This is a genomic window from Bariatricus massiliensis, assembly GCF_900086725.1.
In the GTDB taxonomy this organism is placed as follows: domain Bacteria; phylum Bacillota; class Clostridia; order Lachnospirales; family Lachnospiraceae; genus Allocoprococcus; species Allocoprococcus massiliensis.
Genome location: NZ_LT574835.1, coordinates 60,559 through 74,715 on the forward strand (window position 1 = coordinate 60,559; position 14,157 = coordinate 74,715).

General features: G+C 42.0%; 17 protein-coding genes. 6 read left to right on the forward strand and 11 right to left on the reverse strand.

The features are described 5' to 3' along the window. Positions 1 to 13: 13 nt before the first annotated feature. Positions 14 to 727, reverse strand: coding sequence for an IMP cyclohydrolase (locus tag BN6465_RS00650; protein WP_066730706.1), 714 nt, complete (start codon positions 725 to 727; stop codon positions 14 to 16). Positions 728 to 801: 74 nt separating this feature from the next. Next, positions 802 to 1,308 (reverse strand): YitT family protein, encoded by a 507-nt coding sequence (locus tag BN6465_RS00655; protein WP_082891547.1) that lies wholly within the window; start codon positions 1,306 to 1,308, stop codon positions 802 to 804. A gap of 209 nt (positions 1,309 to 1,517) precedes the next feature. On the opposite strand from BN6465_RS00655, the gene BN6465_RS00660 reads away from it, so the two are divergent. The 6 genes from BN6465_RS00660 to BN6465_RS00685 all read left to right on the forward strand — a co-directional run bounded on the left by BN6465_RS00660 (position 1,518) and on the right by BN6465_RS00685 (position 7,256). Next, complete coding sequence (locus BN6465_RS00660) at positions 1,518 to 2,879, forward strand: MATE family efflux transporter (protein ID WP_066730708.1); 1,362 nt, start codon at positions 1,518 to 1,520, stop codon at positions 2,877 to 2,879. 24 nt (positions 2,880 to 2,903) lie between these two features. Beyond that, complete coding sequence (locus BN6465_RS00665; RefSeq protein WP_066730712.1) at positions 2,904 to 3,626, forward strand: AzlC family ABC transporter permease; 723 nt, start codon at positions 2,904 to 2,906, stop codon at positions 3,624 to 3,626. After that, complete coding sequence (locus tag BN6465_RS00670; protein ID WP_066730714.1) at positions 3,616 to 3,927, forward strand: AzlD domain-containing protein; 312 nt, start codon at positions 3,616 to 3,618, stop codon at positions 3,925 to 3,927. Before BN6465_RS00665 ends, BN6465_RS00670 begins: the two co-directional genes overlap by 11 nt. A gap of 13 nt (positions 3,928 to 3,940) precedes the next feature. Further along, complete coding sequence (locus tag BN6465_RS21115) at positions 3,941 to 5,206, forward strand: sensor histidine kinase (protein ID WP_066730716.1); 1,266 nt, start codon at positions 3,941 to 3,943, stop codon at positions 5,204 to 5,206. Next, positions 5,206 to 6,063, forward strand: a complete 858-nt coding sequence (locus BN6465_RS00680) for a response regulator (RefSeq protein ID WP_066730718.1) — start codon at positions 5,206 to 5,208, stop codon at positions 6,061 to 6,063. Before BN6465_RS21115 ends, BN6465_RS00680 begins: the two co-directional genes overlap by 1 nt. 158 nt (positions 6,064 to 6,221) lie before the next feature. Further along, positions 6,222 to 7,256, forward strand: a complete 1,035-nt coding sequence (locus BN6465_RS00685; protein ID WP_066730720.1) for a PTS sugar transporter subunit IIC — start codon at positions 6,222 to 6,224, stop codon at positions 7,254 to 7,256. Positions 7,257 to 7,369: 113 nt separating this feature from the next. On the opposite strand, the gene BN6465_RS00690 is transcribed toward BN6465_RS00685, so the two are convergent. From BN6465_RS00690 to BN6465_RS00725, 9 genes are all read right to left on the reverse strand, one after another. Next, complete coding sequence (locus BN6465_RS00690; protein WP_066730722.1) at positions 7,370 to 7,867, reverse strand: CarD family transcriptional regulator; 498 nt, start codon at positions 7,865 to 7,867, stop codon at positions 7,370 to 7,372. A 351-nt stretch (positions 7,868 to 8,218) separates the two neighbouring features. After that, positions 8,219 to 9,277, reverse strand: a complete 1,059-nt coding sequence (locus tag BN6465_RS21120) for a GH25 family lysozyme (protein ID WP_066730724.1) — start codon at positions 9,275 to 9,277, stop codon at positions 8,219 to 8,221. A 2-nt stretch (positions 9,278 to 9,279) separates the two neighbouring features. Next, positions 9,280 to 9,696: a phage holin family protein gene (locus BN6465_RS00700; protein ID WP_066730726.1), complete on the reverse strand. Its 417-nt coding sequence runs from the start codon at positions 9,694 to 9,696 to the stop codon at positions 9,280 to 9,282. Positions 9,697 to 9,781: 85 nt separating this feature from the next. After that, complete coding sequence (locus BN6465_RS00705; protein WP_066730728.1) at positions 9,782 to 9,967, reverse strand: CD1375 family protein; 186 nt, start codon at positions 9,965 to 9,967, stop codon at positions 9,782 to 9,784. Then, complete coding sequence (locus BN6465_RS21310) at positions 9,967 to 10,095, reverse strand: CD1375 family protein (RefSeq protein WP_275539634.1); 129 nt, start codon at positions 10,093 to 10,095, stop codon at positions 9,967 to 9,969. Before BN6465_RS21310 ends, BN6465_RS00705 begins: the two co-directional genes overlap by 1 nt. Before the next feature lie 21 nt (positions 10,096 to 10,116). Continuing rightward, the gene (locus BN6465_RS00710) at positions 10,117 to 10,377 is read right to left on the reverse strand and encodes a hypothetical protein (RefSeq protein WP_066730730.1); all 261 of its coding nucleotides are present in this window, start codon (positions 10,375 to 10,377) and stop codon (positions 10,117 to 10,119) included. Further along, positions 10,374 to 11,447, reverse strand: a complete 1,074-nt coding sequence (locus BN6465_RS00715) for an RNA-directed DNA polymerase (RefSeq protein ID WP_066730731.1) — start codon at positions 11,445 to 11,447, stop codon at positions 10,374 to 10,376. The genes BN6465_RS00710 and BN6465_RS00715 overlap by 4 nt, the downstream gene beginning before the upstream one ends. 386 nt (positions 11,448 to 11,833) lie before the next feature. After that, entirely contained in the window at positions 11,834 to 13,915 is a 2,082-nt protein-coding gene (locus tag BN6465_RS00720; RefSeq protein ID WP_066730732.1) for a hypothetical protein, read from the reverse strand. Further along, on the reverse strand, positions 13,915 to 14,154 hold the full coding sequence (locus BN6465_RS00725; RefSeq protein WP_154670168.1) for a hypothetical protein: 240 nt from the start codon (positions 14,152 to 14,154) through the stop codon (positions 13,915 to 13,917). Before BN6465_RS00725 ends, BN6465_RS00720 begins: the two co-directional genes overlap by 1 nt. Between the last annotated feature and the right edge of the window lie 3 nt (positions 14,155 to 14,157).

The window sequence follows — 14,157 nt, forward strand, 5'->3', positions numbered from 1 at the left end:
CCAGACTGCTCCTTTATTTGTTCTTATTGACAATTTTTGTCTCGTATTTACCAGTTGCAATATCGATATAGCGCACGAACAGTGATACCTTATTATCCGCGTTCAGACTGTTCCACAATGTGCCGGTAAACGCGTCCATATCGTCGGGTATGCCTATTACCTTAGGCTCCCCCTCAAAACTCGGAAGTGGATTGCCGTCGCACATATATGTATGGATAAAACGCCCTTCCCCTGCTTTAGGGCTCTCATAAGCATATGTAAAACGATTGCAGGAGGACGGATCACCGTTGTTACTCTTTAAAATAGACATTGCATAATTATAAGTTCCGTTCTCAATATGAAGAATTCCAGATATCCGAGGAGTATAATTTGGCCCGTCCGGCTCGAACTCCCGGCTTCTCAGCGACTGCTCGAATGTCATCTGCTTATCCATGCCTTCATAAATCGTATCCGTCTGGTCCCCATTTGTTACAATTGTCTTGTTGCCCAGCACTCTGACCGGTGCATAGATGATTAAACTTGGATCGGTGAGCTTGGATTCATCGAAAGCCTGTGTACGGATTCCTTCCCCGTCTTCTACAAATACACGGTTACGGCTGTTCTCACTTCTTCCCATGATAAAATAGGCGGTCACCGCCTTAGTACCGTCGGCTGACTTTCCAATAATAATTCCTCTTCCAGGATAAGAGTTGCCCTTAAGCTCTTGTTCAATTGATAACATTTCCATGCCTGATTCTCCTTTTATAATTTATCGCTTTTGATATTATAACCCGATTCTATGACATATTTCCAGTCTTTCTCCTAATTTTTTCTCAATTTACGCGAAAGCTGTCGTTTCAGCAGTGCATTTAATACAAATGACTGTACCGCCGAAAATGCGATACCAAGTATGACCGACCATACTCCGTATTGAAATATTCCAAGCAGCAGCACACTGGTGTTGATTCCGAACATCACCGCCGCCACATTGATGCGCTCATTTTTTTCGTGCAGAATCAGCGCCACTGTGTCAAAGCTCACCGCGGTCGCCCCTTGACTGATACAGAGATAGTACCCACATCCCACCATCACCGCCGCCAGTAGTGCTGCGGCCGGGCGAAATAGCGGCAAGTCCATTCCAAGTGCATGGAATCCACTAAAAAACACCATGTAGCAGATGCCGCCCACAATGGTGCCTTTGAAATATTCTTTTCCCAGAAAAACATAGCAGAGTATCAACATCAAAATAGTTATCAAATCAGCTATCACCGCAGTATCCCAGCCAATAAGCGGGGCCACGATCATAGAAAAACTGGTCACCCCCTCCATTCACAATCTTCTGCGGCACCGTAAGAAATGCATAGGCCGACGTCATAAGAAGATTTCCCATGATTATTTTCACATACCTCATCCTCTGTTCCCCCTGTTTTTTCTCTTCCCCTATTATACACGATTCAACGCTCTTTTTCACCACATTCTTGCTGTTAGGCCGAAGGCATGATAAAATGGTAAAGATATCAAAAAGGAAGTGAAGAGATTTGCATACAAATCAAGTAGACTTTTCCGGCGAAAATATCCGCCATAGCATCCTGTCCGTGGCCGCTCCCATGCTGACCGCGCAGGTGCTGAATCTGTTGTATAATATTATAGACCGCATATATATCGGAAAGATTCCGGGGGAGGGCACCATCGCGCTGGCAGGTCTGGGCTTGTGTTTTCCTATCATCACCATGGTCACCGCATTCGCCAATCTATTCGGCCTCGGCGGGGCGCCGCTGTGCTCCATAGCCCGTGGGCAGAACGACCTCCCATTAGCCAGAAAGATTATGACAAACGCATATTTTATGTTACTTACATGCGGGGTCCTGCTTACCGCTCTTGGAATCATTTTCCACAGGCCTCTGCTGTATTTATTCGGAGCCAGCGCCTCCACCTATCCTTATGCCTCCGGTTACATGGTTATCTACCTGCTGGGTACCATATTTGTCATGACATCTCTGGGGCTGAACCCCTACATTAACAGTCAGGGATTTGCCAAAATAGGAATGCTGACAGTCCTTCTTGGCGCAGTATCCAATATCATTTTAGACCCTATTTTTATTTTTGTCTTTCACCTCGGGGTGAAGGGCGCCGCAATTGCAACGGTTATCTCACAGCTCCTATCTGCCGTCTGGGTACTTGGTTTCCTGCGCGGAGAAAAGGCAGAACTGAGACTTCATTTCTCCGGATTTAGACCGGACTTTAAGTGCATCGGCCAGATTGCGGCACTCGGTACAGCCAGCTTCGTGATGTCCTGCACAGACAGCCTTGTGCAAATCGTGTGCAACGCGACACTTTCCATTTATGGAGGGGACATTTATATCAGTGCGATGACGGTAATCAACAGCGTACGCCAGATTGCCCAGACACCCGTCATGGCAATCAGCGACGGTGCCTCCCCTGTCATCAGCTACAATTACGGTGCAGGAGCCTACCAGCGGGTACGAAAGGCAATCCGCTTCATGACGCAGCTGGGCTTCGGCTACACCCTAATATTCTGGGGGCTTTTGTCGGCGTTTCCCGCTTTTTTTATCCGGATTTTCAACCGGGACGCTGGGCTGCTTGCAGTATCCGTCCCTGCCCTGCACATATATTTCTTCGGCTTTTTTATGATGGCTTTCCAATTTTCCGGGCAGAGCGTATTCAAATCTTTGAACAAGGCAAAGCATGCCGTTTTCTTCTCCATACTGCGAAAAGCTATCATCGTCATTCCACTGACATTACTGCTCCCCCGCCTTGGAAATCTGGGTGTGAACGGGGTATTTTTAGCAGAGCCGATTTCAAATTTTATAGGCGGCCTTGCCTGTTACATAACAATGCGTGCGACCGTCATGCCAGAATTAAGGCATCCCCATTCGTAAAACAACTATACAGGAGAGGTATTTATGGAGAACACTAGAAAAGATTATTTTACTGCCGGCATTCGTGACGGAATCCCCATCTGTCTGGGCTATATCGCTGTTTCTTTTACATTTGGCATTATGGCAAAAAATTCGGGCCTGTCAGCATGGGAAGCCGTGTTGATTTCCGCCTCCAACTTGACCAGCGCCGGGCAGTTCGCCGGCATATCGCTGATCACCGCACAGGCCGCTTATCTGGAGATGGCCTTCACCCAGCTGATCATCAACCTTCGGTACTGTCTTATGTCTTGTGCTTTATCGCAAAAATTAGACAGCCGTGCCCCCTTCTTCCACAGATTTTTTATTTCCTACGGTATAACCGATGAAATCTTTGGCGTTTCCGTATGTAAAGGCGGCAGTTTGAGTCCATTTTATAACTATGGGCTAATCAGCGTGGCTGCTCCCGGATGGGTGCTGGGTACATTTCTTGGTATCGTATCCGGCAATATACTTCCAGCAAGAATTATCAGCGCGTTAAGTGTATCGCTGTATGGTATGTTCATCGCAGTCATCATTCCTCCCGCAAGGGAAAATAAAGTAATAGCAGGCATTATCATAGTATCCATGATCCTAAGCCTAATGTTCACCAAGATTCCGGTACTGAATTCTGTTTCCCCGGGTTTTCGCATTATCCTTTTAACACTTTTAATCGCGGGGATAGCCGCTGCATTATTTCCTGTAAAGGAGGCCGAAACCGATGAGGCATAATATATACATTTATATTTTTATTATGGCAGGAGTCACTTATTTAATCCGCCTGTTGCCCTTAACATTGATACGAAAAGAAATCAAAAGCAATTACATTCGTTCTTTTCTGTATTATGTACCTTACGTCACATTGGCTGTTATGACTTTTCCAGCTATCCTCAGCGCAACAGCAAATATCTGGTCGGCGGCGGCCGGCTTTACTACGGCCCTCATACTCGCTTACCACCGGAGAAGCCTGATAACCGTATCACTGGTCTCGAGTGTCTGTGTCTTTCTCGCAGAACTGTTTACCGGACTGTAAAGGGGAGGTCTCTATGCAGAAAAGACATCAAACTACAACATTATTGTTCAGTATCATCATTGTGCTTGCCGCCCAAGTGAATATGAATTTGTTTATTAGTAACTTTAAAATTTCTATCGGTATTATCATGTTTTCAGTTTTCTTGTTGCTGACGGGAAAATATCCCATAATTCCCGTTACCCTACTGTCCGCTGCAGGCGTTTACGCCTCGAGAATTGCCGTGTATTGGTTTCAGCACGCTGCACTAGGCACTTCTCTGCAAAATTATTTTCCCGAGATGGTTTTCTATCTTGTCTACGGAATAAGTTTTTGGCTGTATTGCCGAAGTCAAGATTATGAATGGAGCCGTTTTGCGTTCCCTGTATTTTTTCTCTTTGACTATTTTTCTAACTTGACGGAGCTCCTTCTCAGATTGGGAGCCGGAGCATTTACCAGCAAAAATCAACTCAGCATCATACTGGTGGCCGCCATCCGTACTGTCATCATCTGGTGCCTTTATCTTGTACTGCGCTACTACAAGTTCAGCCTGCTAAAAAGAGAACATTCGCAGAGATACCAGCGTCTGCTCCTTTTAATCTCCAAACTGAACGGGGAAGTACTGTGGATGAAGAAAAATACGGGACTGATCGAAGAGACCATGAACATATCCTACAGGCTCTATCAGGATATGACGGAACAGGGTATCGACGAGGCCCTGTCAAAAAAAGCGCTTATAGTAGCGAAGGATATACACGAAATCAAAAAGGAATATGCATTGATTCTGCGCGGCCTGTCGGATGCCATGGACTTAAATCTAAACGACGAAGGAATGTATCTGGAAGATATCTTTCAAGTTCTGAAAAACAGTCTTACCGAATTTGAGGCGTCCGCCAACAGGAAACTGGATTTGGACATACGTCTGGAAGAGAATCTTTATACAGAAAACCACTATTTTCTTATGTCTATCTTCCGTAATCTCCTCACCAACGCCATGGAGGCTTCCTGCAAGGACACTGTATCTGTGAAAATACGGCAAGTTTCGGACAAAGACAATTGGCTCTTTACGGTTGCCGACGACGGGCCCGGCATCGCCTCAGAAGATTTGGAAGAAATATTCCAACCGGGTTTTTCCACGAAAATCAACTATGAAACTGGAGAAATCAACCGGGGGCTGGGTCTTAATCTGGTACAAGATTTAATTGAAAATCAGTGGAAAGGATGTATCCGTGCTGAGTCCCGTCCCGGCGAGACTGTATTTTCTATATGGATACCAAAAGAACAATGGAAGGGAACAAAATAATGAAACTATATGTAGTCGATGATGATAAAAATATTCAAAATATACTAAAAATGATTATTCGTGACAGGGCGCTGGGAACACTTTGCGGTATCGCCTCCAATGGGGCAGACGCCCTCGAAGATATGCCTGTCCTAAAGCCAGACATTGTCATTGTGGATTTGCTGATGCCGGAAATGGATGGCATTACTTTTGTCAAAAAAGCGCGTACGCTTCTGCCCTCCACCGCCTTTATCATGCTTTCGCAGGTGGCCTCCAAAGATATGATTGCGGGAGCCTATGAAAGCGGCATTGAATTCTACATTCAGAAACCGATCAACAGTGTGGAGGTGGAGACCGTAGTCCGAAAAGTTGGGCAGTCACTCAGCGCACAGCGGACGCTGATGCAGGTTCAGAATCTTTTCACCTCGCAGCAGCCTGCCGGAATCCAGCCTGCCTCCCCCTCCTCCCTTTCACAGGAACGCCCTCACATTGTGCGTCTGAAGGGCATTCTGCAGAAATTAGGTATCATCGGCGAACGCGGCAGCCGGGACATTATCCAGCTGGTCGATTATCTGGTGGAGCACAATATCAATATAGGAGAGGCGACCTTGACAGAACTCTGCAGTAATTTCAGCGACAATCCAAAGTCCGTCGAGCAGCGTATCCGAAGGAGCGCCAGCGCCGGCATGGTCAACCTAGCCAATCTTGGACTGGAAGACTATTCCAACGATACCTTCACCACTTATGCCAACACCCTCTATAATTTTGAACAAGTACGCCGGGAAATGGACTATATCCGCGGAAAGGGTTCTCGGCATGGCAATGTGAAAATCAAAAGTTTTTTAAACGCGCTCATGGTCGCATGTCTGGAGCCTTAAAGCCGGGGCATATTGCATAAGAAATAACAATACTTTTTGTAGTATACGTAGATTTTCCAGAGATTTTTGATACCATTTGTATCTTTCTGAAACCTCTTTGTTAAATTTTAATCAGTTAAATAACGTTGATGAAACGATTAAAATTTAAGGAGGGTTACATGTTAACAATTATCTCTGGAGTTGGACTTTTACTTTTAACACTGGCAGGCTTTTCTCTTTTTAGTCTCAAAATGCCCAAAGGACAGGCCGCAATGTCAGGCATGGCCAATGCGGCGATTGCAACATTTTTAGTAGAAGCTGTGCACCGTTATATAACCGGCGATCTTCTCAGCCTTTCATTCTTTCAGGAATTGGGCACCACCGCCGGAAGCCTCGGCGGAGTCGCAGCCGCTATAACTGTTCCGATTAGCATGGGGGCAAATCCGGTTTTTGCAGTTGTGGCCGGTGTAGCCGTTGGCGGTTATGGGATTCTTCCCGGATTTATCGCAGGCTATCTGGTAGGTCTCGTCGCCCCAGTAATTGAACAGAAACTTCCTGAAGGACTCAATATGATTGCAGGCGCCCTTATCATCGCGCCATTTGCGCGTATGATTGCACTGCTCGTCAATCCGGTAGTCAATTCTACCCTTGTCCGCATCGGTCAGACTATCTCTGCCGCCGCTGACCAGTCTCCTCTTGTAATGGGACTTCTTCTCGGCGGAATTATGAAAATGATATGTACTTCCCCTTTAAGTTCCATGGCTCTCACCGCCATGCTAGGTCTCGACGGCCTCGCCATGGGAATTGCCTCCATAGCCTGTGTAGGCGGTTCTTTCACAAACGGACTGATTTTCAGCCGTCTAAAGCTGGGGGACAAGAGTAATGTTATTGCCGTTATGCTGGAGCCCTTGACTCAGGCTAATATAATTACCGCAAACCCGATTCCCATTTTCTGCTCTAATTTTGTCGGCGGCGGACTGGCCGGAATGGCTGCCGCAGCGTTTGGCATTATAAACAATGCACCGGGAACCGCCTCTCCCATTCCGGGACTTCTGGCGCCGTTCGCATTCAATTCTCCTGTCAAAGTAGTATGTGCTCTGGCTCTAGGTATTGCGGGCGGGTGCATTGCAGGATATTTAGGTTCCGCTATTTTTAAAAGACGTTTCACAAAACCAGAGACAGCCCCTTTCCCGAAGGATGCTGTACTGGAATAATTCCGATACCCATCACACCCTTTCATTAGGAAAAGAAGTGCCGCAGAACAGTATCTTTCATCTGATCTGCGGCACTTCTTTTATAGTTTTTTAAGCCTTTTATCGGCGCTGTTTTAAACATTGTCCTGCGCCATCAGGACCTTCTCCACCTGCTCTGTGGCCTCATCTTTTGAGATACCGAGCGCTGCTGAAAATTCGGAGCCTACAAGTCCCTCTACACGGCTGAGAAACCTCTTATCACTTTCTTTCAAATGCTTTCCTTCCGTACTTCTTCTTGTCCGCTCAGAACAGATTCCCTTAAGCATCTCAAGCCAATTCTCCAGCTCACAAGAATTGACCATCTCTCGGAATTCCCGTTCTCTGACCTTATAGTCTTTGTGGTAACATGATTTAATCTTATACTGCCCCTTCAAAAAACCACCAGCCTGCTCTGCCGAAATAATCCGCCTCATGGACGGGCCGACCTTCACATAGACAATACTTCCTTCATAGACAAGAGAGCGAAGCTTGTAATAGTCCTCCCCGGTGTTCATAAATGCAGGAGTTCCAATTTCTTCTACCCGGCACACGCCGCCATTTTTATACACAACAATATCGTTTACATTATACATCCAATTACCTGCACTTTCTCTGTTTGACCAAAAGGGACATTTCCATTATAGCACAATTTGCATAAATAATCAGTATATTGTTCAATACTCTTTAATTATACGAGAAACAAAATACTTTTTCATAGGCGCCACCGCCATATCGCTATTTTTTCAAGTCAGTTTATTTCCTTAAAAATCACTTCAAAAAACCCACAAACATAGTGCTTGTGGGTTTCCATGCAATAAAAATATGCAATTGATTATCTCTTTGAGAATTCCAAAGGTTCATTTTATGCGGTTTTCAGTGCTGTTTGTTTCTATCCTGTTTCTAATGGACAAATCTTGAAAACAGTCTAAAATCAAACTTTGGACTTATTTTGAAAGCATTTCATTGACTTTCTTCTGAACAGCAGTTGCATCATAGCCTGCATTTTTCAGGCGGTTGATTCTATCCTGACCATTTCCCCACTTGCCCTGAATAACTTCTTTTGCAATGGTGTCAATGGATTTCTTGGAAGAAGATGAACCTGAAAGAAGACTGTTGACCTTTGCTTGAACAGCATTGTAATCATATCCTGCATCAGTCAATGCTTTCTTTCTTGCATCACCATTTCCCCATTTTCCATTGATGACTTCTTTTGCAATTTCATCAACAGATTTCTTTGCAGGTGCTTTATTTTCTGAAACAATATTGTTCACAATCTTCTGAATTTCAGAATAATTATAACCTGCATTGGTCAGTTTTGTTTTTCTGTCTTCACCATTTCCCCAAAGACCTTGAACAACTTCTTTTGCAATTTCTGAATTAGATTTCTTGGAAGAAGATGTTTCTGCATTACCAAAATACCAATCCATGTCAACATTCCCATTGATACCATTGACTTTTCCTGTGCTTCCGTACTGCTGAAAAGCACAAGCATATGCAGGTGTTCCTGATGTATAATGTGCCAACCAAAAGACATATTTGGAAATCAGGCTTGCATCATACATGTTTTTATAATAATCAATGTTGGAATAAATTCCTGCTTTATAACCAAGCTGTGTTACTTTTTCGCAAAATGCTTTTGTAAAAGCAATACATTCATTTTTACCAAGGGAAATTCCTTTTTTCTTTGCATAGTTTACTGTATCATATTCAAAATCAAAGAATACAATACAATTGTTTCCAAGACCTGCTTTTTTCATCTGTTCAATACAGAAAATAGCTTCTTGCTTTGCCTGTTCTGCATTAAGTGCATAACTAAAATGATATACACCTTTGATTTCAATTCCATTTGCTTTGCATCCTTTGACATAATCAAAGAATTTTCCATCAACGCTTGTTCCATAACCTTCACGAAGAATAGCAAATTGAATTCCATCTGCTTTTACCTTTTTAAAATCAACATTTCCTTGCCAATAAGAAATGTCTATTCCTTTAATTTTAGACATAATTATTCACCATCTTTCTTCTGTGTCAAAATATCAATTGCTTTACTGATAACAGCAGGAAGTGGAATTCCCATCAGACCTGCATTTTCCACAATACTGATTGTTTCATTTGCAATGAATCCAATAATGACTGCATCTCTGATGTAATTTGAACCAATTACAAGGTCAAGTCTATATGCGATAAGAACAAACAGAAGTGTCATTCCTTTTCTGCAAAGACCTTTCCAACCTGCCCTTGATTCCAAAGTTCCTGATTCAGTTTTCTTGCTGTTGTGAAATACACCTGCAACCAAAAGACCGCTGATGTAATCAATTGCCATAAAAATAATCAATGTCATCAAACCTGCATCCCAACCCCCAAATAAGGAAGCAATGAATGCACCAACAACACCAATACTTGTGCAGATTCCTTCTTTCATTTATCTGTACCATCCTTTCTGAAATAAGAATCCCCACAAGGTTATGATGAACCTGTGGGGACTGTGTATTGATTGCTTTTTTCCTTTACTGTGCATCTTCTGCAAGTTCAGGAAGGTCAAGGTCAATCAGAACCTGCTTCACCTGTTCCCTGATTCGTTCAGGAACATCACCAATGGTCTTTTTGCCTTTGATGATAAGTGTTGCATATACAACTGCCATTTCCATCACATCCTTTCCAAACAATATTCTGTATATGATAAACTGAAACATCAGTCATCACCTTCTGTTGCAATGCCCCAATTATTCAAAATCTGAATAACATCATCTTTCAACTTTGCAGGGACATCATCAATTTTCTTCACACCTTTTCTGATAAGGTCTGCATAAATCTTTGCCATAACTGTTCACCTGTCCTTTCATCAAGCAAGCATTTCATAAACATCACACAATGCAAGCTGTGTGTCTGTCATCTGCTGTTCAAGTTCTTCATTCTTTTCAGAAATAATCTTGATATATTCATCCTTGTCATATTCCACAAGGTTGAACTGATATTCCTGAACTTCCTGTTCATCCATGGTCACAGTGACCTGTTCAATGTCTGTTGCAACAAAGACCTTGCTTTCTGTGATTTCAACCGCCTTTGGTTCAACAGCACTTCTTTGAAGTCCATAATTTTTCATGATTGACAAACCGCCTTTCTTTTTGTTTTTATATTTGTTTCATAATATTTTTCAGCATGTGGAATCAATGGTTGAATATATTTCTGTTGCAATCTGAATGAATCACAGTGAATCAACCAACCTTTATATGAATTGATTGAACACCATTCAGAATAATTCATCATGTTTCCATTGCTGACTTTCTTCCTGATGTCTGTCATCTTCCTTTTCATCTGCTTGCATGTAGATTTGCGAAGCAGAATATAATTCATAAAAATTCTATATCCAAGGAAGTCAACACCCCTGACATATGTTGGGAACACCTGCCAATTGTCCTTTACTGTCAAATGAAGTTTTTCTTTGAAGTAAACATCAATTTCTTTCAATAATTGATGAAGTTCTTCCTTTGTTTCACCAAAAATCACAATGTCATCCATATATCTGTGATAATGCTTGACATGCTTTTCTTCCTTCAACCAATGGTCAAAAGATGAAAAATAGAAGTTGCCTGAATACTGTGAAAGATAATTCCCAATTGGAACACCTGTGTTTCCTTCTGTGGAATCAATAATTTCATAAAGCAACCACAACAAATCTTTGTCTTTGAAAAGTCTTGCATATTTTGCTTTCAGAATGTCATGGTCAATGGAAGGATAATATTTTCTTGCATCTAACTTCAAACAATACTGACACCCCTTGACATCTGTCTGCATATCATGCTGAACTCTTTTCAGTCCAAAGTGAATTCCCCTGTTTGGTATTGCTGAATAGGTGTCAATTGTCAGGTTTTTAATCAGTATAGGTTCAATCACCTGCAAGATTGCCCATTGACAAATCCTGTCAGGGAAATATGGAAGTTTATATATTTCCCTTTCTTTTCCGCTGTCATTCTTGATGAATGTTTCATATGGTGATGTGTGATAGGTTTTATATTTCAGTTGATTTTGAAGCAATCCCAAATAATAATCAGGATTTTCATTGACCATTAAAACTTCTTGATACCACCCTTTGCCCTTTCTTGCATTTTGGTGTGCTAATCTCAAATTATCCATGTCATAGATTCGTTCATATAAATTCCCAAATCTTTTCATGTTTTGATATTCTCTTTTCTGTATGCATTAAAGTCAAGTTTTCGCATCACAGAACACTGTGACCTACTAACACAACTTCCCTTTATGCCTGATTGGAAATCAGGACTTTTGTGTTTTGCCAAGTGGCAGGGTCAGACAATTCAGACTATATGAAAACAGGGACAACCGCCTTGGAAGTCCCTGTTTTTGATGAATTTAATGCATTTACTAACTGACTGCTGATATTCCGATTACGATTCCTGACACTATTATTCAAATTCCAATAGAAACTGCCTGCATTACTGCCATTATTCCAATTACTGCCTAATTGAGCAATCTTTTTAATGTTTGCTGTTGCAGGTAGTCACAACAGGCGAAAATCAACATTGTCTGACCCATATATTCAATTATGCGGTTGCAGTAGGAACATACACCAACCGACCGCCGATATGCCGATAACGAAACCCGACACCAGCATTCAAATACCAATAGAAACCGCCCGCATGACCGCCATCACTCCAAATACCGCCCAATAGAGCAAGCCTATATCCATTCAGGTTCTGTGTTACCCAATGATAATCACCAACAGGAAGGGAACTGTTTCCAAGACATTCAGAAGCCATGAATAACCAATCACAAGCTGTGGAATATCCCATTGCTGAAATATAACCACCTGCATTTGTGACAGTGAAACCTGCACCCTTGTAGTTGTCTGTTTTCTTATTTTCTGCAAAATTGAAATCATCACAATAGAATGGTTCACCACCACCCATTGCACCATTTCCCCAAATATTAGGGTCAATGATAAATTTCCAAATATTGCCCCAATCATTTTCAACACCACGATAAGACACAGAAGTCTTTCCATCTGCTGTTTCAGTAGTTTGAACACCACCTTTTTCATTGATGGTTTCAGTTGCCCTTCCTGTGCCATTTCCAAGGCTTGCAGTCGAACCTGTCAAAGATGCACAGTTGTATGAACTATTGTCTGAAATGCTAACAACACCCTGACCAATAGCAGTCTGAAAGTTCATTGTTCCCATTTCAATCATACAAAGAAGCTGTTCCATAGAAGCAATTTTTGAATTTTCAAGATGCCAATTTGAACCCCTGTTTTGTGCCATTGTTTCAATGTTTGGTCTTGTTAGATTTTGTGTCAGACCGCTTGCAGGTTTTACACCTGCAATAGAACAGAACTTGTCTTCACCAACAGTCATAACCTGTTCATCAAGAAGCAAATATGCACTTTCAGAAGTGTCATAAATAGAACCTTCATATGCACCAATAAGGATATAATCAAGTTCATTTCCATTTGCATCATAGAATGCAGGGTGAAGTCTAAATCCTGCCCTTGCTTTTTCACTGACATAATAGTTTGCTTTTCGCAGGTGATAACCAATTCCTGTGTCAATTGGGTCATATACAACAGGACATACAAGATAATAGAATTTCGGTTGATACACCATAACCTGACCATTTGAACCATCTTCTGCATAGTTATCATCACCATAATATGCTGTGATAGTTCCATCATCAGAAACATTGCATCTTTTTCTTCCACCATACATTTTGAACTTGTCAAAATCTGCACCTGCTGTCAGATTGACTGCACCTGCAATTCTTGTGAAGGTCTTATTTTTATAATCAACCTGCAATCCAAGAATGTCATCATCAGTCAAACCAAGATATGCACGAAGGTCAGCAACACCTGCAAGAATTTCCTGACTGTTGAAGTTTTCACTTCTTAATTCTTCAAGATTGGAACTTGCAGATGCATTTTCATTCTGTAAAGACTGATAAACACCATTTGCAGTTGCAACAGAAGAATCAAGATTTGATTTTGCTGTGTTTGCAGACACAATCACAGAAGACAAATCTGATTTGATTGAATCTGCATTAGAAATCACAGTTTCAAGCTGACTTTTCGCTGTGGTTGCGTTACTGATTGCAGTTTCAAGATTGGTCTTTGCAGTCTGACCTGTCTTTGTGGAAGTGTCCAAATTGGATTTTGCTGTGTTTGCATTGCCGATTGCAGTTTCCAAATTGGATTTTGCTGTGTTTGCTGTTGCTATGGATGCATCAAGATTTGTCTTTGCAGTTTCAGCATTAGTCTTTGCTGTGTTTGCGTTACTTGTTGCGGTTTCCAAATTACTTTTTGCTGTGTTCGCTGTGCTTGTAGCATTAGTTAAATTGGTCTTTGCTGTGTTTGCTGTGGAAGTTGCAGAAGTCAACTGTGACTTTGCTGTGTTTGCTGTTGCTGTTGCATTTTCCAATGCGGTTGTTACAGACTGTGCAGAAGCAACCTTTGCATCAAAATTTGCAACCTGTTCATCAACATCATCTTTTGCCTGAACAATTTCATTCTTGATGTCCTGATAACTGTTATTGTCATCATTGACTTTGTTCAGTGCATTGATAATGGAAGACCTGACTTCTTCACCATAAACTGCTTGTGCAATTTGGTCTGTGTACTGTTTAATATCTGCCATTATTCTTCATCCTGCCTTTCTTCTTTTTTCAGTTCTTCAAGATACATATTGAAATCATTTATCATTTCAATTTTTGCCTGTGATGTAACCTGTGAATGAATGTCTGCAATAATTCCTTCCATGATGAAATTTGGAATTCCACATTCCTGTTTTGCTTTATTGACCGCTGTCAGAATCATTCCTTTTGCGGTTTCCAATTCCATTGTCAAAGGTCTTGGTTTTTCTTCATCAAATTTCATAGC